Source organism: Citrobacter sp. RHBSTW-00944, from assembly GCF_013615435.1.
Lineage (GTDB): Bacteria > Pseudomonadota > Gammaproteobacteria > Enterobacterales > Enterobacteriaceae > Citrobacter > Citrobacter braakii.
In genome coordinates, this window is the sequence record NZ_CP055418.1 from 2,922,470 (window position 1) to 2,946,852 (window position 24,383).

Here is a 24,383-nt window from a genome sequence, read left to right on the forward strand (position 1 = left end):
AACCTGCAGGTGCTGTTTTTTTCGCCACGCCATTTCCGTGGCGTGTTTGCTTGTTTAAATGTCAAAGAGGAACACCGATGAAACTATTGCCTTTGTTGGCAGCATTACCCCTGCTTTGCGCCAGCGTTGTTTCCGCCAGTTCACTGATGTCAGTTGGCTACTTCAATGGTGGCGGCGACGTCACTGCCGGTCCTGGTGGCGACATCAATAAACTGGATGTTCGTCAGATAACCCATCTCAACTATTCGTTTGGCCTTGTCTACAACAACGAAAAAGACGAGACCAATGACGCCTTAAAAGACGCCGGCAAACTGCATCAGATTTGGCTTTCACCGAAAGTGCAGGATGATTTACTGAAAATTCCACAGCTGCGTAAACAAAATCCGAACCTGAAAGTATTGCTTTCCGTCGGTGGTTGGGGGGCACGTGGATTCTCCGGCGCGGCAGCAACGAAAGAATCGCGCGCGGTGTTTATTCAGTCTGCTCAGGAGATAATTGCGAAATATGGCATTGATGGCATCGACCTCGACTGGGAATACCCGGTCAACGGCGCCTGGGGACTGGTCGAAAGTCAACCGGCCGACCGAGCTAACTTTACCGCGCTGTTAAAAGAGCTCCGCGCCGCATTGGGGCATAAAAAACTACTGACTATCGCCGTGGGCGCAAATGCGGAAAGCCCGAAAAGCTGGGTGGATGTGAAAGCCATTGCGCCATCGCTCGACTACATAAACCTGATGACCTATGACATGGCTTACGGTACGCAGTATTTCAACTCGAACCTGTACGATTCGACACAATGGCCGACAGTCGCCGCGGCGGATAAGTACAGCGCTGATTTTGTGGTCAACAACTATCTTGCTGCCGGTCTAAAAGCGAGTCAGATGAACCTGGGCATTGGCTTTTATGGTCGCGTACCGAAACGCGCTGTTGAGCCTGGCATTGACTGGAGCAAACCTGACGCACAGAAAAATCCTGTTACCCAGCCCTATTTCGGGCCCGCGCAAATTGAATTGTTCAAATCACTGGGCATCGATCTGAGCAAAGATACCTATGTGAAGTACAACGACATTGTGGCGAAATTGATCAACGATCCGCAGAAGCGCTTTAGCCAGCATTGGGATGATGAAGCAAAAGTACCGTGGCTGTCAGTGCAGTCTGTGGATGGAAAAGCGCTCTTTGCCCTCTCTTATGAAAACCCGCGCTCGGTAGCGATCAAGGCTGACTACATCAAGAGCAAGGGGCTGGGAGGCGCCATGTTCTGGGAATACGGTGCGGATGACCAAAACCAGTTGGCGAAGCAGTTAGCCGATTCGTTAGGCATCAAACACTGATCCCAACGCCTGACACAATAGGTTATGATTATCGCATTCTGCTGCGCCAGCTTTTGGCGCAGCTTTTCATTTTCTACTGGAGGCATGAGCTTTATGGCTTTTATCCCTAAAAATTACGCCCGTCTGGAAGTCGGTTACCGGGAAAAGGCGCTTAAACTCTTCCCCTGGGTCTGCGGACGTTGTTCCCGTGAGTTCGTGTACTCAAATTTGCGCGAATTGACGGTACACCATATCGATCACGATCACTCCAATAACCCGGAAGATGGTAGCAACTGGGAAATGTTGTGCCTGTACTGCCACGATCACGAACATTCCAAATATACGGAAGCGGACCAGTATGGTTCAACGGTGGTTGCAGGCGAAGATGCGCAGAAAGCGGTGGGCGAAGCAAAATATAATCCGTTCGCCGATCTGAAGGCGATGATGAACAAGAAATAACTTCAACTGCGGGCCCGACATAGATGTTTGCCGGGCCTGAGTAATCAGGATTTAAACGTCGCAATGGGTTCGGGCGTAATACCAAACTCCACTTTCAACTGCTGCTTACTCTTCATCACCATCTCACCGTTGGTATCAATCGTCATATGCTGCGCGTCAATATTGTTTCGCGCCTGCCACAGCATCACCAGCTGTAAGCAGTTCTCTTTTTGTTCTACCGTTAGCGCCACGCCATCCGGCCATTTTCCGAGTTCAACGGCAGTTGATAAGCGCTGATAAACTTCCGGCGTCATGCTGTTGATCATCTCATCAAGATTCATGTTAAATCCACTCTCCGTAGAATAATTTGCTGAATCGTTTCTTCAGCCTTTGGTCTGCTCACCGTTTTCACCATCGGTGAAGTTCAAAGAGGCTGAGTTAACGCAGTAACGTTCACCGGTAGGTTGCGGACCATCCGGGAAAACGTGCCCCAGATGCGCATCACAGTTACCACAGCGGATTTCAATGCGCTGCATACCGTGTGAAGTATCTTTAATGTAACGGATAGCCTCTGCGCTGACAGGCTCGTAAAAGCTGGGCCAGCCGCAGCCAGAGTCATATTTTGTCTCGGAACGAAATAGCGGTTTGTCGCAGACCAAACAATGGTAGATGCCGTCACGCTTGTTGTGCAGCAAACGCCCGGTAAATGGTGGTTCTGTCCCGTGATTCTGCGTCACGTAGAACTGCATTTCGGTTAAATTTTTTTTTAGTTCTTCTGGAGAAGGTTGATTAGCCATTTGCTCACATCTCGCTTTATCTAAACTCACATCGCGAGACAGATTCTAACAAAACATTAACACCAGAGTGCGAACTTTTGTTCTAAACTTGATCCGTGCGAAATGGCAGCCTGCAATTCGTGATCACAATCACGTTTTTATCTTGATTGCCCTTTAAAATTCGGGCCGCCGACCCCATGTGGTTTCAAGCCCAAAGGAAGAGTGAGGCGAGTCAGTTGCGCAAAGCTTAAGCAGCAGATTGATTTGTCGCAATGATTGACACGATTCCGCTTGACGCTGCGTAAGGTTTTTGTAATTTTACAGGCAACCTTTTATTCACTAACAAATAGCTGGTGGAATATATGACTATCAAAGTAGGTATCAACGGTTTTGGCCGTATCGGTCGCATTGTTTTCCGTGCTGCTCAAGAACGCTCTGACATCGAGATCGTTGCAATCAATGACCTGTTAGACGCTGACTACATGGCTTACATGCTGAAATATGACTCCACTCACGGCCGTTTCAACGGTACCGTTGAAGTGAAAGACGGTCATCTGATCGTGAACGGTAAAAAAATCCGTGTTACCGCTGAACGTGATCCGGCTAACCTGAAATGGGACGAAGTTGGTGTTGACGTAGTAGCTGAAGCTACTGGCCTGTTCCTGACAGATGAAACCGCTCGTAAGCACATCACTGCTGGCGCGAAAAAAGTGGTTCTGACTGGTCCGTCCAAAGATAACACTCCGATGTTTGTTAAAGGCGCTAACTTTGACAAATACGAAGGTCAGGACATCGTTTCTAACGCTTCCTGCACCACTAACTGCCTGGCTCCGCTGGCTAAAGTTATCAACGACAACTTCGGCATCATCGAAGGTCTGATGACTACTGTTCACGCGACCACCGCTACTCAGAAAACCGTTGATGGCCCGTCTCACAAAGACTGGCGCGGCGGCCGCGGCGCATCCCAGAACATCATCCCGTCCTCTACCGGTGCTGCTAAAGCTGTAGGTAAAGTACTGCCAGAACTGAACGGCAAACTGACTGGTATGGCGTTCCGCGTTCCTACCCCGAACGTATCTGTTGTTGACCTGACCGTTCGTCTGGAAAAAGCTGCTTCTTACGAAGAAATTAAGAAAGCAATCAAAGCTGCTTCCGAAGGCCCGATGAAAGGCGTTCTGGGTTACACCGAAGACGACGTAGTATCTACCGATTTCAACGGTGAAGTTTGCACTTCCGTGTTCGATGCTAAAGCTGGTATCGCACTGAACGACAACTTCGTGAAACTGGTATCCTGGTACGACAACGAAACCGGCTACTCCAACAAAGTTCTGGACCTGATTGCTCACATCTCCAAATAAGTTGAGATGAAACAGTAATCTGTAAGAGCGACTCAGGTCGCTCTTTTTTTTGCCTGAAGATACCCGTCATACTTCAAGTTACCGGTGTGTTGGCAATGCTCTCTCACCCGAATCACTTACTTCTGTAAGCTCATCGGGATCGTTCACTTGCCGCCGTCCTGCAACTCGAATTATTTAGGGTAAAAAAAAGGATTGCATAATGATTAATAAAATTTTTGCACTTCCGGTAATCGAACAAATTACCCCGGTCCTCTCCCGCCGCCAGCTTGATGAACTTGAGATTCTTGTGGTCGATCATCCACAGGTTAAAGCATCTTTCGCACTGCAGGGCGCACATCTTCTTTCCTGGAAACCCAACGGCGAAGAGGAAGTCCTGTGGCTAAGTAACAATACCCCGTTTAAAACCGGCGTAGCGCTGCGTGGCGGCGTACCAATTTGCTGGCCGTGGTTTGGTCCGGCTGCTCAGCAGGGCCTGCCTTCTCATGGTTTTGCCCGCAACCTGCCATGGACGCTGAAAGCGCACAACGAAGACGACAATGGCGTGGCGCTAACGTTTGAATTGCAAAGCAACGCTGAAACGCGTCAGCTATGGCCGCACGAGTTCTGCCTGCTGGCCCGTTTCAAAGTAGGTGCCACCTGTGAAATGGAACTGGAAGCCCACGGTGAATTTGAAACCACCTCTGCGCTGCATACCTATTTCAACGTCGGTGACATTGCGGCAGTAAAAGTCAGTGGACTTGGCGATCGCCTGATCGACAAAGTGAATGATGCTAAAGAAGATGTGCTGGCTGATGGTATCCAGACCTTCCCGGACCGCACCGATCGTGTCTATCTGAATCCGCAAGCGTGCAGCGTTATCCATGATGATGCGCTCAACCGCAATATCGACGTCGTCCATCACCACCATCTGAATGTCGTGGGCTGGAACCCGGGTCCGGCGCTGTCCGTTAGCATGGGCGACATGCCGGATGATGGCTATAAAACGTTTGTTTGCGTAGAGACGGCTTACGCGACCGCGCCGCAGAAAACCCGCGAAGAAAAACCATCACGCCTGGCACAAACTATCCGCGTTGCTAAACGCTAAAATTGTGTCTGTAGCCTGACGGAGCTTGCGCCTTATCCGGCCTACCAAACATTGCGTAGGCCGGATAAGAAGCGTGAGCATCGCCATTCGGCAAATCAGGCCATATCCAGCGCCGTTTTACCCTTTGGCGCTGGATATGCCTTATCTAACTGCTTCAGCTCATCAACAGAGAGCGTTATCTCCAGCGCGGCGGCATTTTGTTCGACATGCGCTACGCTTGCCGCTTTTGGAATTGCCATCACGCCCGGCAGACGGATCACCCATGCCAGCAAAATCTGCGCAGCACTAACATTGTGCGCGTGCGCGATGTCGTTCACCACAGAGTGAGAAAGCAAGTCACCGCGCAATCGCCCCGCCTGAGCCAACGGACTGTAAGCCATGACCGGCATCTGCTGCTGCTGGCACCACGGCAGTAAATCATATTCAATACCGCGCGATGCTAAATGATAAAGCACCTGGTTAGTGGCACATTCCCGCCCACCTGTGACTTGCCATAACGCCTGCATGTCATCGTAATCGAGATTAGAGACGCCCCAGCGGCGGATTTTCCCCTGCGCAATGAGTGCTTCCATGGCATCAACGGTCTCAGCAAATGAAAAACTGCCCGTCCAGTGGAGCAAATAGAGATCCAGATAATCGGTTTTTAGTCGACGCAGGCTCGCTTCACAGGCGGCAATGGCTTTCTGACCACCGGCATTCCAGGGGTATACTTTCGAGACTAAAAAAGCGCTATCACGACGCCCGGTTAATGCTTCACCCACTACCTCTTCCGCTGCACCATCTGCATACATTTCGGCGGTATCAATCAACCGCAGACCGAGATCCAGACCAGCCCGCAGCGCTGAAACCTCTTCCCGGCGTCGGCCAGGATCCTCGCCCATGTACCATGTTCCCTGCCCAATAGCAGGCAGCGATACCTGCTTTGTAAACATCACCTGTTTCGCTGTCATCGCACCCTCCTGTGTTAATGCACCACAGTAAAGCAAAACAACTGGCATGTGTCCTGTTAGGGTGCACAAATTGCACCCTCTAAGATTGGAAGTTGACCGCTATGGCAACGGCAATAAAAAACCCGGCAACAAACAATGCTCCCGGGCCGAATGACAGAAAATCTTAACTGCACTGCGGTTATTTTAAGCGACCTAAATATTTCCCCTCTTTCATCGCGTTAATTTTCCCGTTTTTATAGACAATGACGGAAATCAAGCCCGCGCTATAAGACTGAGCGTCTGCATTGTTCTCATCATTTGCCGCAGCTTTGCCATTAATATAAGCAATACCATCAGCGCCACGTTTAAATTCTACGCCCAGTTTATTCACATGCACGGGTGTGATTTTACTGGCGTGCACCGGAGCATTAGCATCGCTGACCATCGTTTTATGTTCATGCTGTAACTGCTGACGGTAAGCCTCGCTGATGGCATAGGCTGGTGCAGCCGCAGATGTTGCGACCAGTGCAGCGATAATTATTAATTTCTTCATAAGTTACACCTTAATAATTATTGTGTTTGTGGTGATGACTGGAATTAGTATCATTTGAGTTATATACGTTTTGCGCGTTCTCCATAGCTTGTTTTTCAGCTACGGCATTGATTGTCGCCTGACGGTTTTGCTCAGCGATATAGCAGGCATCGCGGCTCACGCCCTTGCTTTCGCAAGCACTCATGCGTGAAGCCTCGGTGGAACATCCCGTCAGAATCCCACCCATCACTGCTATCATGATTAACTTTTTCATTATCTCTACCAGGTTTATTCGCAAGAAAACCACATGACATTTAATATCAGAGCCATGCAGCGTTACTGTCTTTACTTATTAAGTTGGAGTAATATCTGCAATCGCTTATTTAATGTCAATTTTAATTTTTTCAGATAAATACCTAAAAGATGTAAAATAAAAATTAACTTAATGATTTTATTTTTTTCAAATGAAAGTTAACTTTCATCGTTACACAAAAATAATAAAATAGTTATCTTGCTATTTTTAGTGGCGAGAGTTTCACGATAAAATTATACCGTGATTATAAAATAGAATATTATCAATATATTGCGAAACCAGAAATCACTCTCCCAGAACAATGATTCGTGAAACTGTACAGATACTCTTCCATTCACAAACGAATAGATTTCAGTCTCATCAAACAACAGGTTTAATTTTGGTAATTGCGGCAGGAAAAATACGTTAACTATTTGTTGCGGCCGATGTAATGCCAAAACAGGGTGATGCTGCCAACTTACTGATTTAGTGTATGATGGTGTTTTTGAGGTGCTCCAGTGGCTTCTGTTTCTATCAGCTGTCCCTCCTGTTCAGCTACTGACGGGGTGGTGCGTAACGGCAAAAGCACTGCCGGACATCAGCGCTATCTCTGCTCTCACTGCCGTAAAACATGGCAACTGCAGTTCACTTACACCGCTTCTCAACCCGGTACGCACCAGAAAATCATTGATATGGCCATGAATGGCGTTGGATGCCGGGCAACCGCCCGCATTATGGGCGTTGGCCTCAACACGATTTTCCGCCATTTAAAAAACTCAGGCCGCAGTCGGTAACCTCGCGCATACAGCCGGGCAGTGACGTCATCGTCTGCGCGGAAATGGACGAACAGTGGGGATACGTCGGGGCTAAATCGCGCCAGCGCTGGCTGTTTTACGCGTATGACAGGCTCCGGAAGACGGTTGTTGCGCACGTATTCGGTGAACGCACTATGGCGACGCTGGGGCGTCTTATGAGCCTGCTGTCACCCTTTGACGTGGTGATATGGATGACGGATGGCTGGCCGCTGTATGAATCCCGCCTGAAGGGAAAGCTGCACGTAATCAGCAAGCGATATACGCAGCGAATTGAGCGGCATAACCTGAATCTGAGGCAGCACCTGGCACGGCTGGGACGGAAGTCGCTGTCGTTCTCAAAATCGGTGGAGCTGCATGACAAAGTCATCGGGCATTATCTGAACATAAAACACTATCAATAAGTTGGAGTCATTACCCAAAACAGCACAAAAAATCAAATCACATGTTTTGGATCAATATTCATCTCTGATATGCACAAAAAAGCCCGCATCTCTGCGGGCTAGTGTTTGACACGCAGTGGCATCAGAACTTGTAGGTAACACCCGTTGAAATCAGACCCGTCCAGGATTTATCCACCATCGGGCTGTCTGTCACTTCATCAGACAGGCGGGTATAACGCGCAGTACCGTATACGCTCCAGTTGCCCAGGAAGTTATAGTTTGCGCTGAGCTCCAGATACGGGTTCCAGGAGCTTTCAGGATCGTAGCTACGCAAGCCGCTACGGGCAGATTCATGGCGTGAAACACCATAATAGTATTCATTCTGGTTTTCACTGTTCCACTCGACACCAATCCCCGGAGTCAACGTCAGACCGCCATTGGTATAGCGGTATAACCACGCCAGATCCCATACAATACCATTGCTGTTATCCAGCGTGTCCCCTGCAAGGCTGGTACGCAGGAAACCGTATTGCGTGTTGTGAATGTAAGAAAGGCCAGCCATCATGGTGCTCTTACGTTTATCCAGACTACGCAGACGGTTGTCGTCGCTGTCACCCGGTTTGAAGTACATTGGCGACCAATAGGCCATCACCGACAGCTTATCGATATCGTCATTCCACAGGTAGTAACCACCGCCCAGACCACGGAACCAGAAGTTATCGCTTTCATAACTCACAACCGGGACCGGGTAAACGTCACTGTCGTAATCTTTGTAAGGGTGCTCAACCACACCAACGCCTGCGCCCAGCGTCAGGTTGCTCTCTGCCTGTGCGACGTTAGCGGAAGTGGCAATAAGCACGCTAAGTGCCAGAAGTTTGAGTTTGGTCACAGTCAATAATTCCTTATTTAAATGTGTAGCGGTCAAAGTTTAACCGTCAATACGCTTCAGCCCAACTATTTTACGGATTCGCCCCAGAATGTAACCCCCTAATTTCTCAGCGAGTGATGACATTTTGCTTGCAGGACAGTGAACACCGCATGAATCCTGCCCCATATATTTACAAAAGACATGCTTTTTTTGCTGATGAGTTATTGATATGCCATTGAAATTCATTTGCGCACACAGGCAAGTTTTGCAAATGCCATCTACGCTTAATTTTAGAAGGTGTATCACCGAATACGTTGATCTCCTGACCACCACAATGGCATGAGAGTTGCTTATTTCTTCAGCAGCGACGTCGTTCAGTTTACCTCTTCAGGGGCCTCTACTATTCATATGAACGGCTCTTAACATGTGCTAAAAAAACGAAAGGACGGCATACCATGAATATATTCGATCACTATCGCCAGCGTTATGAAGCTGCCAAGGACGAAGAGTTCACGCTGCAGGAGTTTCTTACCACTTGTCGGCAAGATCGCAGCGCTTATGCCAATGCGGCAGAGCGGCTATTAATGGCTATTGGTGAGCCTGTCATGGTCGACACTGCCCACGAACCTCGTCTTTCTCGACTCTTTTCGAATCGGGTGATTGCACGATACCCCGCTTTTGAAGAGTTTTATGGCATGGAAGAGGCCATTGAGCAGATTGTTTCTTATTTGAAGCATGCGGCTCAGGGTCTGGAAGAGAAGAAGCAGATTCTGTATCTGCTGGGGCCTGTGGGAGGGGGGAAATCATCTCTTGCTGAGCGACTGAAGTCGCTGATGCAGCGAGTACCGATTTATGTCCTGAGCGCCAACGGCGAACGTAGCCCGGTAAACGATCATCCGTTATGCCTGTTTAACCCACAGGAAGACGCGCAGATCCTGGAAAAAGAGTATGGGATCCCGCGTCGTTATCTCGGTACGATCATGTCGCCCTGGGCTGCAAAACGTCTGCATGATTTTGGCGGGGACATTACAAAATTCCGCGTTGTCAAAGTCTGGCCGTCTATTCTGGAGCAGATCGCTATCGCCAAAACGGAACCTGGTGATGAAAACAACCAGGATATCTCTGCGCTGGTCGGGAAAGTGGATATTCGTAAACTCGAACACCACGCCCAGAACGATCCTGATGCCTACGGTTATTCGGGCGCACTGTGCCGCTCAAACCAGGGGATAATGGAGTTCGTTGAGATGTTTAAAGCACCGATTAAAGTGCTGCATCCTTTGCTGACCGCAACCCAGGAAGGAAACTACAACGGGACAGAAGGTATCTCTGCCCTGCCGTTTAACGGAATTATTCTTGCCCACTCGAACGAGTCCGAATGGGTGACGTTCCGTAATAATAAAAACAATGAGGCGTTCCTTGACCGTGTTTACATCGTCAAAGTGCCTTATTGCCTGCGGATCTCCGAAGAGATCAAAATTTACGAAAAACTGCTTAACCACAGTGAGCTGACCCATGCGCCTTGCGCACCGGGCACGCTGGAAACGCTCTCTCGCTTTACCATTCTTTCTCGCCTGAAAGAACCTGAGAACTCGAGCATTTACTCGAAGATGCGCGTTTACGATGGGGAAAGCCTGAAAGATACCGATCCAAAAGCGAAGTCCTATCAAGAGTATCGGGATTACGCCGGGGTCGATGAGGGAATGAACGGTCTTTCGACGCGTTTCGCGTTTAAGATCCTCTCACGCGTGTTTAACTTTGACCACGCCGAAGTGGCAGCTAACCCGGTGCATCTGTTCTACGTACTGGAGCAGCAAATCGAGCGCGAACAGTTCCCGCAGGATCTGGCAGAACGTTATCTTGAGTTCCTGAAAGGCTATCTGATCCCGAAATATGCTGAGTTCATTGGCAAAGAGATCCAGACGGCTTATCTCGAATCCTATTCCGAATATGGACAAAACATTTTCGACCGTTATGTCACTTATGCGGATTTCTGGATTCAGGATCAGGAGTATCGCGACCCGGATACCGGTCAGTTGTTTGACCGCGAGTCGTTGAACTCAGAACTGGAGAAAATTGAGAAACCGGCGGGTATCAGTAACCCCAAAGATTTCCGTAACGAGATCGTCAACTTTGTTCTGCGTGCCAGAGCGAATAACAGCGGTCGCAATCCAAACTGGACCAGTTACGAAAAACTGCGCACGGTCATTGAGAAGAAAATGTTCTCCAATACCGAGGAGCTGCTGCCGGTCATTTCGTTCAACGCAAAAACCTCAACTGACGAGCAGAAAAAACACGACGATTTTGTCGACCGGATGATGGAAAAAGGCTACACGCGTAAACAGGTGCGTTTACTGTGCGAATGGTATTTGCGCGTACGTAAATCGTCTTAAAATAAGTGCCCGGAGGCGCATACGCTTGCCGGGCCGACAATACACATCCGTAGGCCGGATATGCTCAGCGCATCCGGCGTTACTGATGTAGCATAAAGTTGGCAAATGCAGTACGGGGGGCTTATGACCTGGTTTATTGACCGGCGTCTTAACGGCAAAAACAAGAGCACGGTAAACCGCCAGCGCTTCTTACGCCGTTATAAATCGCAAATTAAACAGTCGATCTCCGAGGCCATTAACAAGCGTTCGGTGACTGATGTGGATAGCGGCGAATCTGTCTCTATTCCGACTGATGATATTAGCGAACCGATGTTCCATCAGGGGCGTGGCGGCTTGCGCCATCGCGTGCATCCGGGTAACGACCATTTTGTGCAGAACGACCGCATTGAACGCCCGCAGGGCGGAGGCGGTGGTTCAGGAAGCGGACAAGGCCAGGCCAGCCAGGATGGCGAGGGTCAGGATGAATTCGTCTTCCAGATCTCTAAAGATGAATATCTCGATCTGTTGTTCGAAGATTTAGCACTTCCTAACCTGAAGCAGAATCAGCAGCGTCAGTTAACGGAGTACAAAACGCACCGGGCAGGTTTCACCTCTAACGGCGTGCCTGCCAACATCAGCGTGGTGCGCTCCCTGCAAAACTCACTGGCGCGCCGCACAGCGATGACGGCAGGTAAGCGTCGCGAATTGCATGCGCTCGAAGCGGATCTGGAAACCATCGCGAAAAGTGAACCAGCGCAGTTGCTGGAAGAGGAACGGTTACGCAAAGAGATTGCCGAACTACGGGCAAAAATCGAACGCGTGCCGTTTATCGACACCTTTGATTTACGCTACAAGAATTATGAAAAACGGCCCGATCCTTCCAGCCAGGCGGTGATGTTCTGCCTGATGGACGTCTCCGGTTCAATGGATCAGTCGACCAAAGATATGGCCAAGCGTTTTTATATCTTGCTGTATCTGTTCTTGAGTCGGACCTACAAAAACGTTGAAGTGGTTTATATTCGCCACCATACCCAGGCGAAAGAGGTGGATGAGCACGAGTTCTTCTACTCTCAGGAAACCGGGGGAACCATTGTCTCCAGCGCGCTGAAGTTAATGGATGAAGTGGTAAAAGACCGTTACGACCCAGCCCAGTGGAACATCTATGCCGCACAGGCCTCGGACGGTGATAACTGGGCGGATGATTCCCCGTTGTGTCATGAGATTCTGGCGAAAAAACTGCTACCGATGGTGCGATATTATAGCTATATCGAAATCACCCGCCGCGCGCACCAGACCTTGTGGCGTGAATACGAACATCTGCAATCAACGTTTGAAAACTTTGCGATGCAGCATATCCGCGACCAGGATGATATTTATCCGGTATTCCGTGAGCTTTTTCACAAACAGGGCGCGTCAGTGAAAGATTAACTGAATCAGCACCATCCTGATAAACGACAATCCCAGCAGACGCTGGGATTGTCAGAATTCACTCAGGGAACTTCAAAGGTTACGGTAGCCGTCGCGTTAAAATCGCCACCACCAGATGGCTTGGTATATGTCGTCATCGTCGGGTAGGCATAAAACGTCGCCATTGCCTTATTGCCAATGACCTCTGCTCCTTGCAAATTATCACCACCTAGCTTAACAGGCGTATTTCCTGAAGAATCGCTGGTGATTTTCACCCCCACCCCATCAATGGTGTTCCCATTGCTGGGTTTCGCGACCAGCACGCCATCCAGCCCTGAACCACTGCTGGCTGAGGTCGGTGAAATTGACCATTTCATCGCACCGTAGGTATCGCCAATGTCTCGTTTACAGGAAAATGTCAGGACTGTGGGTTTTGGCGTATACCCCGATGGTTTTCCCCCTTTCGTCGTAAACGTCGAACTGACGATGTTACCCAGAGGCACTTCCAGAACGACGGGACCATTACTAATTTGGCAGGACTGATCCATCCTCAAAGTACCCGATAAAAAAAAGTGAAAATAGTCATAGCCTTGGCTACCAACAACACTTTTCGAATAATCGCGGGCAGCGGACCAGCTATCAGTTGAATACGCTGAATGGATCTTGCCCCTGGCAATCTCTATACCGGTGAACGTTATATCATTGGTCGGTATTTTAGGCATATAAAAATAGATCGTACCATTACGCCCGGAAACTGTACCATTTTGATTGATATCAATAGTAAGACTACAAGTATAAGGATCTTCTGTATTGGTCCACGTGTTTACACAATCGGAGTAACTACTCATGGTCTGTATCTCCGTCACCGAGTTATTATGTTCCAGATAGGGTACAAAATAGTAACTCATGGCGTCTGCTGTATTGTCGTAGATACCTTGTCTAATAGCGACATAGAGAGGAATGTTACTCCCTACGTCTGTACTTACCTTATAATATTTAATACCGCCAAACGTTGTGGTACTGGACGTGTCTACTGCACTTGTGAAATCAACTTTAAAAACCTGAGGGCCGAAAATATTCAACGTATTAGTTTTGTTCGGAAATCTCCAATTCATAGCACCTGAAGGGGAACTAAATTCTGTCTGCTCGGCCAGCGAGCCGACAGTGCCGGTAAAAAGCTTATCCACCTGCATGGTGTAGTTAACATTTGGCACTCCCCCATTTAGGGTTGCAGAGGCTGTTACCGCAGAGGCATTTTCTGAAACAATATATAAACAGACTGCGGGTATCAGTAAAGAATAGTGACAACTACGTAGTTTTGATCTAATCAACTTAATCATAAAATGCACTCACTAGCAATGTGGCTGTCACCTGCCCGGCGGTGATTGCGGTTCCCGCTTGCATATATCTGACATAATAATCACGCGGTGTCGCCAACGGAGCCTGAGGGGTAATCGGATACGTCAGAAGGCGACTCTGACCCGTATTATCTAACACGTTCTGATTATCCCGCTGGTCAAATACCGCAAAGCCCACGCCGTTATCAATACGTTGACCAGAACCGTCGACGGCCTGATTGGTAAATATGCCGGGCGCGGCTTTACCATTACTCGCCAACGCATCGAAGCTAATGCGAATGTTCGACGCGGTTATCGGAGACAATATACAGTTTTCAACTATCAACGAAAAATTTTTACTCAGGGAAGAGAGCCGTTGTTCTGAAAATTCCCCTACACCGATGGGTGATAAAAACAATACATCACTATTGAAACGGACATCGCAGGTTGTTTGAATTAGTTCACCGCCAAAATTTAAGCCATACCCACTACCGTCAGCAATAATACCGTCCGCCGCGACAGCATTCCCAGGCATAAAGTAAGGTGTCATCAGAAAGGCTAATGAAATAATTCCCTTTCTTTTCATTATCAACTCACTCACGGTAAACGCTCCAGAATATTCATATCAGATTAAAAAGCGCACGGCAGGTAATGACTCCAACTTATTGATAGTGTTTTATGTTCAGATAATGCCCGATGACTTTGTCATGCAGCTCCACCGATTTTGAGAACGACAGCGACTTCCGTCCCAGCCGTGCCAGGTGCTGCCTCAGATTCAGGTTATGCCGCTCAATTCGCTGCGTATATCGCTTGCTGATTACGTGCAGCTTTCCCTTCAGGCGGGATTCATACAGCGGCCAGCCATCCGTCATCCATATCACCACGTCAAAGGGTGACAGCAGGCTCATAAGACGCCCCAGCGTCGCCATAGTGCGTTCACCGAATACGTGCGCAACAACCGTCTTCCGGAGCCTGTCATACGCGTAAAACAGCCAGCGCTGGCGCGATTTAGCCCCGACGTATCCCCACTGTTCGTCCATTTCCGCGCAGACGATGACGTCACTGCCCGGCTGTATGCGCGAGGTTACCGACTGCGGCCTGAGTTTTTTAAATGGCGGAAAATCGTGTTGAGGCCAACGCCCATAATGCGGGCGGTTGCCCGGCATCCAACGCCATTCATGGCCATATCAATGATTTTCTGGTGCGTACCGGGTTGAGAAGCGGTGTAAGTGAACTGCAGTTGCCATGTTTTACGGCAGTGAGAGCAGAGATAGCGCTGATGTCCGGCAGTGCTTTTGCCGTTACGCACCACCCCGTCAGTAGCTGAACAGGAGGGACAGCTGATAGAAACAGAAGCCACTGGAGCACCTCAAAAACACCATCATACACTAAATCAGTAAGTTGGCAGCATCACCCGCACGGCATACACGCTACCGCGCGCTTTTATCGGTATTACTCGTAAGCAATATTTACATAAGCAGATGCGCTAAGATCTTTACCCGCACTGTTGGTATTGACAGCGGCAGAAGTGTTAAGCAGTGCGTTTTTAGTCACTACCATTTTGGCATACAGCGGTAATTTATAGGTTTCACCTGTCTTGGTCAGGTTGGCAAGCTCGAAATGTTCTAATTCGCCAGCTTTCATGCTAATGGCTTCAAGATTCGATGTTGTTGTTTGATCTTTGAAAATGGCAAAACCAAGGCCAGATAATGCATTAGCATTAAGCGGATCCACGAAAGACGCCGCGGTACCGTTAAAACCATACCCTGAAAGTGCTGTACCGACAAAATCTAGTGAAACACGGGTAATACCGCCACCACAACCCGTCAATTGTATGGACACATCTTTTACCGGAGCTGCTGTAATAACAGTATTGTCTGCTTTGCCCACAATATCGGATGCGTTGATGTTACCAAAAGCAATATCTGTCCCCCCCGCCATACCGGTAAATGCAGCACTACAGGTTGGCTGGGTCAGCGTTCCTTTGAACGTTAAATCAACAGTTGCATCTGCTGCCAGAGCAGAAAGCGGTGCGCAAAACAGAACCGCAGAGATAATTTTTTTCATTGTAAGCGTCCCTTTCTTACTGATAAGTAATATTTACAACAGCGGTGGAGTTCAGAGAACCTGAAACCATGTTGCTATACGCTGCAACGGTCGGCACGATAGTGGACTTAATATAAACACTCCGTTGTGGCGCAAATTTATCTGTGCCAGTATTCACCGTTTGGTTATCTGCCTGCATCGGATAATAGGTCCCCGTTGAATCGTCTTTCACCTCGGTCTTGAACGCCACACCTGTCGCACCACCGGTGGCAGGGATAACCCATTTACCTTTATAGGCACCAGCGGCAATATCAGTAGTACTGGTGGAACTCAAAGAAAGGGTCATGTTGTTTACAGCGACACAGTTATTCAGTTTGAATGACTGCTCAATATTCCTTGTCCCGGCAAATGCCACAACAGGCGTCACCTCGCCAAAATCATATACCAACCCTTCAGTCCCCGTACTCAGGGTACAGGTACCACGATTAATATGGGTGCTTGCCGTAAAGTCGACTCGTTCCGCCAGTGCGGAACCACTCAGCATCGCTGCGCACAGCAAACCTGAAATAAGTGCGGCTTTCCTACCCGCCAAATGCTTATTCATAATCATTCCTTTTTAATTTTAGAGAGTTTTTTACTCTCAAATAATTTGGCAGAAAATATCCTGCCCCTCATACGACAAGAGTGTTATAAGGCGAACACCCGCGCCGCATTTGAAAGAGTGTGTTGCACAACCCCGCTAGCGGGTATTAGTCATAAACAATATTTGCGTAAACATCTGCTTTAAGATCTTTTCCCGCACTGTTGCGTATTAACAGCGGCAGAATCTTTAAGCAGTGAGTTTTTAGTCACTACCATTTTGGCATACAGCGGCCAGGTATAAACTTCGCCCGTTTTGGCCAGGGTCGCCAGTGACAAAACGGTCGGTTCACCCGCTTTGTCCGCACTAACGTAAACCGCATCATCAGTCGAGGTAGAGTCGGCATTTTTGAGTAATGCGACCCCCAGACCTGACTCTCTATCACTGGTATCACGGAAATTTACCGCTTTACGGACAAAGCCATAACCTGAAGTGGATGCACCAACAAAATTGACTTTAATATTAGTGATACTATTACAGCCAGAGAACTTCAGAGAGACGTTTTTGACTGGCGCAGCTGGAACAATCGTCCCTTCCGCTTTCCCCACGATATCAGATGCATTGAGGCTGCCAAACGCAATATCCACACCACTAGAACCAGTAAAAGAAGCCGTACAGGTTGGTGCGGTCAGCGTTCCTTTAAAGGTTAAATCAACCGTTGCATCAGCCGCCAGAGCGGAAAGCGGTGCGCAAAGTAACATTGCAGAAATAAGTTTTTTCATTGGTCGCCGCTCCCCTTACAGATAAGTAATATTTAAAACAGCGGCAGAGCTCAGAGAGCCTGAAACCATAGCCGAATACGCGCTAACTGTCGGAACGATAGTTGTTTTGATATAAACGCTCCACTGTGGTGAAAATTTTTGCTCGCCAGTATCCAGCGTGTTGTTATCAGCCTGCAGCGAATAATATGTCCCCGTTGCACCATTTTTTACTTCGGTCTTAAACGCCACACCTGTCGCGCCACCGGTAGCCGGTGCAACCCATTTCCCCTGATAAGTCCCGGAGGCGATATTGACCGTACTGGAAGAACTCAGAGAAACGGATATGTTGTTGACAGCAACACAGTTTTGCAGATTAAATGACTGCTCAATGTTCCTTGTCCCGGCAAATGCCACAACAGGTGTCACCTCGCCAAAATCATATACCAGCCCTTCAGTCCCTGAACTCAGGGTACAGGTACCACGATTAATGTGGGTACTTGCCGTAAAGTCGACTCGTTCAGCCAGTGCAGAACCACTCAGCATCACCGCACACAGGGAACCCGTAATGAATACTGATTTCCCTTTTAATTTGAATTTATTCACTAAAAACTCCTTTTTTAATTAAAGACATCAATGCTGATGTGGCTTAACTTAACGATGATGTTATTAATCACAGATTACGTTATCGACAGACAACGTCTTACTGTTGATATCTTCCTGAGTCGTTTCAGGTAACTGATAATTAAACCGACACTGTTCTTCGGTGTTATCGCCCCAGATAACAGATAACGTCCCGGACTGCTCTATTCCTCGAGTAAAGGCACGACCACCTTGTCCAACCGTGCCCACGACCTCATTATTTTCATTAAATATCTCAGACCCCAGAGGAATATTTTTACCATTTTTCAAACTAAGACGGAAAAATACCGAGCGACGATCGTCCGTAGCGAAAGGAACATAAATAATAGCCCCTGCACGCGGAACAACTTTCGTCGATGTCTCTTTTAATTCGGTATCCTGTTCCATTTTCGATGGATCGATACTCACATCATTAAAGCGGTAAGGTGACAGGCTAGAAACATAGGCATACCCGGCACTGTTAATTCGCGCAGCCCTATCACCCATCGCCAGTGCGCCCTTCGCACCTTTCGCCTCAATCAATGCAACAGGCGTGTCACCGTTAATGGTTCGTCCGAAAGTTACGCCGCCCTTGTGAATTAAAACCCCACCGCTGCCGTTCACAGACATCTGACGGCTGTTCTCTGTATCGGCAGATATGTTCCCCCCCCAGCTACCGTAACGGGTATCCCAGGAGGCATTCGCCCCAATATTCTCAATCTTATTATCGTCGTAGCCGTTGCGGCGATAACTTGCGTTGACGCCATAGTTCATGCCTGCATCCTGGTTATAACCCGAGGTCGAGGTCGATAAATTACTGTCTCCCTTGCTGCTTCGGGTATAACTGGTGTTCAAATAATCAAACAGCGGCGCTTTATCACCGGAACGATCGCCAAGCGGTATAGAAAACGACAAATAAACCTGATCGTCTTTCTCATTACCGTCAGTGTAGTAACGGTTAACGGAAACGCTATAGCTGACTTGTCCCAGAGAGTTGCTGTAACCCAACTGATAACTTTTCTCTTTGCGCCCTGAACGCCAATACTCTGATAGCATCGCTGAAGAATAAAATGAGCCCCATCCATTTTCCAGCGACTGGTTGACGTTGAGTTGTACCTGTGACTTAAGGCGATCCTCCAGGTCCATCCAGTCGGTTTCCGATAGTCGATCCACTGCCTCACTCAGCGTATAGAAATCTTTTGTCGAATAACGGTAAGCCGCAATATTGAAACTGGTATTTGTCGAGGAGATAAAACTGTTGTATTTAATCCCCACACTCTGCCCTTCCCGACTGCCTTCTTCCGCTGACAAATGCGACTGTGTCAAGTCTATTGAGACTGCACCAATCGGCGTATTCAGCGCCACCCCGCCGAGAGCAGAGTAGTAGCCCGACATATATTCAGCACCGGTATATAAAGACAGATAATTATTCAGACCATATTGCCAGGTTCCCTGGGTGACAACAGGTTTCTCTGCGCTGCTCGATCCGTTATATTCCCCCACCGCCAGCGAATAAAGGCTGACCCCTGGGTAAAGCAGCTGCCCACTGCCATTGAAAGGTATAATCAACTGACGCGTCCGACCGTCCGCCTCCTGAATCGTAACGTCAAGCTGTTCGCTGGAGCTGATCGGATTATAATCGTCAATCGAAAATGCTCCCGGCGGCACGGTTGTTTCTAATATTTTAGTGCCAGCCTGGCTGATAATAATTTTCGCATTCGACTCCGCAACCCCACGAATAACCGGACGGAAGCTGTTCAGGGAGTCTGGCAGCATTCGCGTGTCGCTGCTCAGCGTCACGCCGCGTAATGGAAACCCATCAAAAAAGGTGCTGCTGCTATAGATCTCACCGACCCGTAGCCGTGACTTCAGCGGCGCGACATCGTGTTCCACGTACAGGTTCGAACTGTCGAACGTTGTTCCACTGTCTTTTGTGTAGTTCGCGTCGCCACGGACACGGACGCGCCAGCCCAGTAAATTCAGTCCACCATCAAGGCCGACCCAAGCGCTATCAGAGCTAACCCCACTGTAACTTGAACGATAATAACTGGTGTTATAACCGACAAACGCCGCGTTAACGCCGTCATCCCAGAGCGTATCCGGCACTTCATCAGGACGTGTTGCCAGTACCATGGCCTGTGGAATATTCAGCATAAAACGCTGATCGTTGATATCCATTTTCCATTTAGCCTGGGGGATCAGGATTTTCAGCGAAATGCAGCTTTCCGCCTCTGCGCCAGAAACATTAATGGCACCAGGATCAACACCAAAATTCGCCAATTCTTTCAGGCTCAGGCAAGGAATTGCACGTAACGGATCTTTTGGGTTTTCATCAAACTGAATTTCAAACTTACCCATTTCGCGCTCGTTAAGTACAACGGTTGCGTAATGCTTCCCGGCGGTAACAGGGTTTCCTTTGGAAAAACGGCTAACGTCTATTGGCTGATTAGATAAAAAGATATTACTAAATTCTACCTCTTCATCTTCAGTACCGATTTCCTCACTTTCTTTATTTTCTTCTTTTCCCTGCACATTAGAATTTTCTACTGATGATGCAGGCGAAACACTATTTTGTGCAGGGGTTTCAGTAGCATTCGCTGTCCCGACAACATTCAATAAAATAAATGTGCTAGCAATACTCGACAAACGAAAACGATCGCTAATTAACATATCCATAGAAAAACCCGAACGTTCCATCGTGAAAAAATACTATTTGATAACAGCAGTACCCTCTACATCGTTACCATAATCCGAAATATAGCTATACGTCAGATTGGTTCCTACAGCTGCTTTAAACGTTTTGTTATCAAATGTGAACTTTTCCGTTGCAAAAGGTGCAACCATTCCTGGCTTCGCCGAATTATTACCGACTTTCATCATGTTGAAGGTCAGATAATAAGGGGAGTTATTTTTTGCAACTAATGTGCCATTTTCCGCACGCCATTCAACCTTACCTGCCGCATCTTGTGGTTTTACGGGTAAAGCATCTGGGCGATAAAACATCTTAATCCGAGTACGAAACGCCAGTTGTAATTTATTATTGCCAGCAGCCTCACCTTTTGCTTTTGGCGGAACCTCTAACACGTTCAGATAATAAATACTTTCACGATCTTTCGGCAAACTGGCGTCCATTTTAGAAATACGCAGCGTCTGGCCTTTCTTCGCATCAATACGTGACACCGGAGGTGTTAACATAAATGGCAGATCGATATTTTCCGGCGATTCCGTTGCACGACCATCATCCAACCATGACTGCACCAGCAGTGGACGCGGCCCCTCATTGGTCAGGCGAACGTTAACTTCTTTGGCTGCTTCTTTATAAATCACACGCGTGGTATTAATGACGACATCGGCCCATACAGACGAACTGAAGGCCAAAGTCGCGGCCATAATTGCAGATAAATATTTGATGGACATTTAATTTATTACTCTCTGAAAAATAAGGCGGCAATAAAAACTGCCGCCTCAGTCTTAATCAATAATTACTGGTAAACTACGCTGAAGGTAGCTACCGTTTCGATATCACCAGCGACAACATCTGTACCCGTCTGGACATAACGAGTGTTAAAACTGTAGGTCTGGGCATTCGTCTCTGTACTTTTATAATCCGCTGGATCTACAGTATTTGGACCCATCGCCAGTGTTTTGGTAGCGTCAGTGTCTTTAGTGAAGCCAATCTGCACGCCTTTAGCAGCAGTATCCATGGTATTGACGGAGTCCAGCAGGACGTTACGATAGGTGCTGGTGCCTGAATCCGCATAACCAGTAGAATCAAAGCTAACCGCAACACCGGTTTTACCGGCTGGCATCACGCAGCCTTCCAGAGTGATATTTACAGTACGCATATCTCGAGAAGCATTCATATTGGTACCATTCGCGATCGCAACAGAATCCGTCATATCCACAGCAGCAATCGGATCAATCTGCAGCAAAGTAGAAGTCGGTGCACCGTTGATCGCCACAGCACACGTTTTGTTAATGACTTCGCCATTAATACGAATCTGGCCATCAGCCGCCATCGCATTCACCGCACTTAAACCACCTGCAACCAATGCAGCAACCTGAGCAATTTTAATAATTGAACGACACATAATTCATAACTCCATTTATTTACAAAAAATATAACTAATACTTACCGTGCATTATGCTGGCGTATACAAAAGCACCACATTTTAGTTCCACTGCAGCCCGCAATAGCGGTGTAGATCAAAAACAGTAGCAAAGATTATTAAGGGTAACGCCGTGAGCACATTATTATATTAATGGATGTAAATTGCAACCAATTGACACGCTACAAAATATATATGAAAGCATTCACAGACCGTATTTAAAATTCACTTAAAACATAGAAAAAAAGTCACACAAAAAATAAAATAATAAGTTAAAACAATTAGTTAAAGAAAACATAATATAATTTATAAATAGAAAAACCTATGACATCAATAGATGAAATACACTCTATTTTTAGGAATAAATCCAAGATCAATCGATCTCATGAATAAATTCACGAGATGAATTTAAAAAAAATATTGATACAATTACAATATAAGATATTTGAAAACAATTTTATTGTCGCAACTTATTTACCTTATCATTAATAAAACATATACATTAGGAACAATAACCACCGCCGTTATATTCCTCCCAACCCAGAACAATAAACGAGTCACTGGATGTCTGACTCTCCATTGCAAGCAATCTGCCTCTCGGCTTTTATAGATAACGTTGTTATCAGCGACCTTAGTGATAACTTCTGCCCATCTTTATGCCCGTATCAGCATGGTAAACACTCTGTTGCTTCAACGCCCCCGGACGCTGACGGGTTTTGCCCTGGCTGACTAAGAACACACGCGAATGATTTTTATTACAAAATGCCCTTCCCAGCAGCGTTAGAGCTGATGTATAGCGTGTGATAGACTGAAGTATCAGACTTACAGGGCTGTACATCATTATGCAATTGCATCATAAAGCGCTCAGGCTCTTTATCTCCGTCAGCGTCGTTGTTTTGACGTTTTCTTTTTTAGTTTATGAGCTCATTGCCAGCGATAAAGCAATGAATGCGTACATGCGCTATATCAATGAGAAAGCCGACTCATCGTTTCTCTATGATAAGTATACTAATCAAAGTATTGCAGCCCATCTGATGCGCACATTTTCATCCCCCCAGGTACCCGCTTCTATCGAGCAACAAAAAGCACTTTGCAACGCTTTCGACAGCGTTAACGGCACTCATGGGCTCAACCTCACCCAGCATAACTACCTACCATTACACGGTACGTTGCAAACCCCCACCACAAAATGTAGCGAGAAACTTGAAGACATATTTCTACTGCCCTCTTTTGACCGGGCGGTAAACGTTAATCGTGAGCAGAAAGATTACGGTCATGGGTTAGGTATGCAGGAGTATAAATTTCGATATTACGTCGATCTCAAAAATAACTACGTCTATTTCTTTGATCTGGTCGACTCGCGGAAATTTGCGATACACAACTGGTCGTTTTTGCAAAAAGGAAACCTGGGTATCAACCAGAATGATATTGACGGTATATTCACTGGCCGCACGGTAATCTCCCGTATTTATGAAGATAACCTGACCGAGAAAAAAGTGATGAGCTTTTTAACACCGGTCTACTATGCCGGTAAGTTAAAAGGCGTGGTGATGGTGGATATCAACAAAGAGAATTTAAAGAATATTTTCTATACCAGCGACCGCCCTCTCGTCTGGCGCTATCTTAACGTGACGCTTTCGGACATCAACTCAGGTAAAGAGATACTCGTTCACCAAAGTGAGAACAACCTGTTTAGCTATGTTCACTACCAGGAGGACATGCCCGGCGGTATACGCATCACCTTATCGCTTGATTTTATGTACTTTATTGTCTCCTCCTGGAAAGTATTCGCCTTCTATCTGCTGGCGACAATACTGTTGCTGAATATGGTCAGAACGCATTTTCGGCTGTATCACAACGTCACGCGTGAAAATATCAGTGACGCGATGACCGGGCTCTACAACCGCAAAATTTTAACACCGACGCTCGAACAACGTTTACAGCAGTTGGTAAACGCGGGCACCCTCGTGACCTTTATCGCCATTGATTGCGATAAACTAAAAGTCATTAATGATACGCTGGGGCATAAGGAAGGCGATCGAATTATCACCATTCTGGCTAGAGCCATTCAAACCTCGATTCGCAAAAACGACTATGCCATCCGCCTCGGTGGGGATGAATTTTGCATTATCCTCATCGATTACCCCGCTGAATTAACGCCTCGTCTGCTGGAGAGGATTCGCTATAACTTACAAATTATTGCGCAAGATAGAGCAATCAGCTTCTCCGCAGGGATTTATAATATGCAGCCAAACGACACCATTGATGATGCCTACAAAGCATCCGATGCACAGCTCTACCTGAACAAACAGAAAAAACGCGCGGATGCGTAATCATTTTTCTGACAGGATTTTCATTGTTGTACCAGGAGTAA

Annotated in this window: 24 protein-coding genes; 8 read left to right on the forward strand and 16 right to left on the reverse strand. The window is 47.5% G+C overall.

All coding sequences use genetic code 11. The features are described from left to right. The first annotated feature begins 77 nt into the window (after positions 1–77). On the forward strand, positions 78–1,331 hold the full coding sequence (locus HV334_RS14070) for a glycoside hydrolase family 18 protein (RefSeq protein ID WP_181220526.1): 1,254 nt from the start codon (positions 78–80) through the stop codon (positions 1,329–1,331). A gap of 93 nt (positions 1,332–1,424) precedes the next feature. Continuing rightward, positions 1,425–1,769 (forward strand): HNH nuclease YajD, encoded by a 345-nt coding sequence (yajD, locus tag HV334_RS14075; protein WP_003832478.1) that lies wholly within the window; start codon positions 1,425–1,427, stop codon positions 1,767–1,769. 44 nt (positions 1,770–1,813) lie between these two features. Here the strand turns inward: yajD and HV334_RS14080 are convergent, their stop codons facing one another. Together HV334_RS14080 and msrB are read right to left on the reverse strand one after the other, a co-directional pair. Further along, positions 1,814–2,089 carry a YeaC family protein gene (locus HV334_RS14080; RefSeq protein WP_047498910.1) on the reverse strand — a complete coding sequence of 92 codons (276 nt, stop codon included), beginning with the start codon at positions 2,087–2,089 and terminating at the stop codon, positions 1,814–1,816. A gap of 42 nt (positions 2,090–2,131) precedes the next feature. Next, complete coding sequence (gene msrB / locus HV334_RS14085; RefSeq protein WP_016152816.1) at positions 2,132–2,545, reverse strand: peptide-methionine (R)-S-oxide reductase MsrB; 414 nt, start codon at positions 2,543–2,545, stop codon at positions 2,132–2,134. 341 nt (positions 2,546–2,886) lie between these two features. Here msrB and gapA point away from each other — a divergent pair, with 341 nt between their 5' ends. Together gapA and HV334_RS14095 are read left to right on the forward strand one after the other, a co-directional pair. Beyond that, entirely contained in the window at positions 2,887–3,882 is a 996-nt protein-coding gene (gene gapA / locus HV334_RS14090) for a glyceraldehyde-3-phosphate dehydrogenase (RefSeq protein ID WP_003030697.1), read from the forward strand. Between the two features lie 199 nt (positions 3,883–4,081). Next, positions 4,082–4,966 (forward strand): D-hexose-6-phosphate mutarotase, encoded by an 885-nt coding sequence (locus HV334_RS14095; protein ID WP_131348412.1) that lies wholly within the window; start codon positions 4,082–4,084, stop codon positions 4,964–4,966. Between the two features lie 95 nt (positions 4,967–5,061). On the opposite strand, the gene HV334_RS14100 is transcribed toward HV334_RS14095, so the two are convergent. From HV334_RS14100 to HV334_RS14110, 3 genes are all read right to left on the reverse strand, one after another. Next, the gene (locus HV334_RS14100; RefSeq protein ID WP_047498916.1) at positions 5,062–5,916 is read right to left on the reverse strand and encodes an aldo/keto reductase; all 855 of its coding nucleotides are present in this window, start codon (positions 5,914–5,916) and stop codon (positions 5,062–5,064) included. A gap of 178 nt (positions 5,917–6,094) precedes the next feature. Continuing rightward, entirely contained in the window at positions 6,095–6,448 is a 354-nt protein-coding gene (locus HV334_RS14105; RefSeq protein ID WP_181220527.1) for a hypothetical protein, read from the reverse strand. 10 nt (positions 6,449–6,458) lie between these two features. Then, complete coding sequence (locus tag HV334_RS14110; RefSeq protein ID WP_019076610.1) at positions 6,459–6,701, reverse strand: hypothetical protein; 243 nt, start codon at positions 6,699–6,701, stop codon at positions 6,459–6,461. 536 nt (positions 6,702–7,237) lie between these two features. On the opposite strand from HV334_RS14110, the gene HV334_RS14115 reads away from it, so the two are divergent. Next, a protein-coding gene (locus HV334_RS14115; protein WP_095033700.1) for an IS1-like element IS1B family transposase occupies positions 7,238–7,935 on the forward strand; the annotation gives its coding sequence in 2 pieces (ribosomal slippage) (positions 7,238–7,487 and positions 7,487–7,935; 699 coding nt in all). Between the two features lie 121 nt (positions 7,936–8,056). Here the strand turns inward: HV334_RS14115 and HV334_RS14120 are convergent. Further along, positions 8,057–8,803: a MipA/OmpV family protein gene (locus tag HV334_RS14120; protein ID WP_047498918.1), complete on the reverse strand. Its 747-nt coding sequence runs from the start codon at positions 8,801–8,803 to the stop codon at positions 8,057–8,059. 434 nt (positions 8,804–9,237) lie between these two features. Between HV334_RS14120 and yeaG the strand changes: the two genes are divergently transcribed. Together yeaG and HV334_RS14130 are read left to right on the forward strand one after the other, a co-directional pair. Further along, positions 9,238–11,172, forward strand: a complete 1,935-nt coding sequence (yeaG, locus tag HV334_RS14125) for a protein kinase YeaG (protein WP_047498919.1) — start codon at positions 9,238–9,240, stop codon at positions 11,170–11,172. Between the two features lie 123 nt (positions 11,173–11,295). Beyond that, positions 11,296–12,579: a YeaH/YhbH family protein gene (locus tag HV334_RS14130; protein WP_047498921.1), complete on the forward strand. Its 1,284-nt coding sequence runs from the start codon at positions 11,296–11,298 to the stop codon at positions 12,577–12,579. A 62-nt stretch (positions 12,580–12,641) separates the two neighbouring features. Here HV334_RS14130 and HV334_RS14135 read toward each other — a convergent pair whose 3' ends face one another. The 10 genes from HV334_RS14135 to HV334_RS14180 form a co-directional block, all read right to left on the reverse strand. Next, complete coding sequence (locus HV334_RS14135; RefSeq protein ID WP_181220528.1) at positions 12,642–13,898, reverse strand: fimbrial protein; 1,257 nt, start codon at positions 13,896–13,898, stop codon at positions 12,642–12,644. Further along, on the reverse strand, positions 13,891–14,496 hold the full coding sequence (locus tag HV334_RS14140; protein WP_047498925.1) for a fimbrial protein: 606 nt from the start codon (positions 14,494–14,496) through the stop codon (positions 13,891–13,893). Before HV334_RS14140 ends, HV334_RS14135 begins: the two co-directional genes overlap by 8 nt. Before the next feature lie 61 nt (positions 14,497–14,557). Beyond that, a protein-coding gene (locus tag HV334_RS14145; protein ID WP_095033700.1) for an IS1-like element IS1B family transposase occupies positions 14,558–15,255 on the reverse strand; the annotation gives its coding sequence in 2 pieces (ribosomal slippage) (positions 14,558–15,006 and positions 15,006–15,255; 699 coding nt in all). Positions 15,256–15,347: 92 nt separating this feature from the next. Further along, entirely contained in the window at positions 15,348–15,962 is a 615-nt protein-coding gene (locus HV334_RS14150) for a type 1 fimbrial protein (protein WP_047498927.1), read from the reverse strand. A 16-nt stretch (positions 15,963–15,978) separates the two neighbouring features. Continuing rightward, entirely contained in the window at positions 15,979–16,545 is a 567-nt protein-coding gene (locus HV334_RS14155) for a hypothetical protein (protein WP_047498928.1), read from the reverse strand. Between the two features lie 179 nt (positions 16,546–16,724). After that, complete coding sequence (locus tag HV334_RS14160; RefSeq protein WP_181220529.1) at positions 16,725–17,303, reverse strand: hypothetical protein; 579 nt, start codon at positions 17,301–17,303, stop codon at positions 16,725–16,727. A 15-nt stretch (positions 17,304–17,318) separates the two neighbouring features. Next, a complete protein-coding gene (locus tag HV334_RS14165) occupies positions 17,319–17,885 on the reverse strand; it encodes a hypothetical protein (RefSeq protein ID WP_153690442.1) in 567 nt (188 codons plus the stop codon). A 63-nt stretch (positions 17,886–17,948) separates the two neighbouring features. Continuing rightward, entirely contained in the window at positions 17,949–20,576 is a 2,628-nt protein-coding gene (locus tag HV334_RS14170) for a fimbria/pilus outer membrane usher protein (protein WP_049282068.1), read from the reverse strand. Between the two features lie 33 nt (positions 20,577–20,609). Further along, positions 20,610–21,317: a fimbria/pilus periplasmic chaperone gene (locus HV334_RS14175; RefSeq protein WP_047498933.1), complete on the reverse strand. Its 708-nt coding sequence runs from the start codon at positions 21,315–21,317 to the stop codon at positions 20,610–20,612. 65 nt (positions 21,318–21,382) lie between these two features. Next, positions 21,383–21,991: a fimbrial protein gene (locus HV334_RS14180; protein WP_141875090.1), complete on the reverse strand. Its 609-nt coding sequence runs from the start codon at positions 21,989–21,991 to the stop codon at positions 21,383–21,385. Between the two features lie 860 nt (positions 21,992–22,851). Here HV334_RS14180 and dgcJ point away from each other — a divergent pair. Then, complete coding sequence (dgcJ, locus tag HV334_RS14185; RefSeq protein WP_016156302.1) at positions 22,852–24,342, forward strand: diguanylate cyclase DgcJ; 1,491 nt, start codon at positions 22,852–22,854, stop codon at positions 24,340–24,342. Positions 24,343–24,383 lie beyond the last annotated feature (41 nt).

Coding starts and splice junctions, on each gene's coding strand:
- HV334_RS14070 (WP_181220526.1), top strand. CDS start 78: ATGAAACTATTGCCTTTGTTGGCAGCATTACCCCTGCTTTGCGCCAGC.
- yajD (WP_003832478.1), top strand. CDS start 1,425: ATGGCTTTTATCCCTAAAAATTACGCCCGTCTGGAAGTCGGTTACCGG.
- HV334_RS14080 (WP_047498910.1), bottom strand. CDS start 2,089: ATGAATCTTGATGAGATGATCAACAGCATGACGCCGGAAGTTTATCAG.
- msrB (WP_016152816.1), bottom strand. CDS start 2,545: ATGGCTAATCAACCTTCTCCAGAAGAACTAAAAAAAAATTTAACCGAA.
- gapA (WP_003030697.1), top strand. CDS start 2,887: ATGACTATCAAAGTAGGTATCAACGGTTTTGGCCGTATCGGTCGCATT.
- HV334_RS14095 (WP_131348412.1), top strand. CDS start 4,082: ATGATTAATAAAATTTTTGCACTTCCGGTAATCGAACAAATTACCCCG.
- HV334_RS14100 (WP_047498916.1), bottom strand. CDS start 5,916: ATGACAGCGAAACAGGTGATGTTTACAAAGCAGGTATCGCTGCCTGCT.
- HV334_RS14105 (WP_181220527.1), bottom strand. CDS start 6,448: ATGAAGAAATTAATAATTATCGCTGCACTGGTCGCAACATCTGCGGCT.
- HV334_RS14110 (WP_019076610.1), bottom strand. CDS start 6,701: ATGAAAAAGTTAATCATGATAGCAGTGATGGGTGGGATTCTGACGGGA.
- yeaG (WP_047498919.1), top strand. CDS start 9,238: ATGAATATATTCGATCACTATCGCCAGCGTTATGAAGCTGCCAAGGAC.
- HV334_RS14130 (WP_047498921.1), top strand. CDS start 11,296: ATGACCTGGTTTATTGACCGGCGTCTTAACGGCAAAAACAAGAGCACG.
- HV334_RS14135 (WP_181220528.1), bottom strand. CDS start 13,898: ATGATTAAGTTGATTAGATCAAAACTACGTAGTTGTCACTATTCTTTA.
- HV334_RS14150 (WP_047498927.1), bottom strand. CDS start 15,962: ATGAAAAAAATTATCTCTGCGGTTCTGTTTTGCGCACCGCTTTCTGCT.
- HV334_RS14155 (WP_047498928.1), bottom strand. CDS start 16,545: ATGAATAAGCATTTGGCGGGTAGGAAAGCCGCACTTATTTCAGGTTTG.
- HV334_RS14160 (WP_181220529.1), bottom strand. CDS start 17,303: ATGAAAAAACTTATTTCTGCAATGTTACTTTGCGCACCGCTTTCCGCT.
- HV334_RS14170 (WP_049282068.1), bottom strand. CDS start 20,576: ATGGATATGTTAATTAGCGATCGTTTTCGTTTGTCGAGTATTGCTAGC.
- HV334_RS14175 (WP_047498933.1), bottom strand. CDS start 21,317: ATGTCCATCAAATATTTATCTGCAATTATGGCCGCGACTTTGGCCTTC.
- HV334_RS14180 (WP_141875090.1), bottom strand. CDS start 21,991: ATGTGTCGTTCAATTATTAAAATTGCTCAGGTTGCTGCATTGGTTGCA.
- dgcJ (WP_016156302.1), top strand. CDS start 22,852: ATGCAATTGCATCATAAAGCGCTCAGGCTCTTTATCTCCGTCAGCGTC.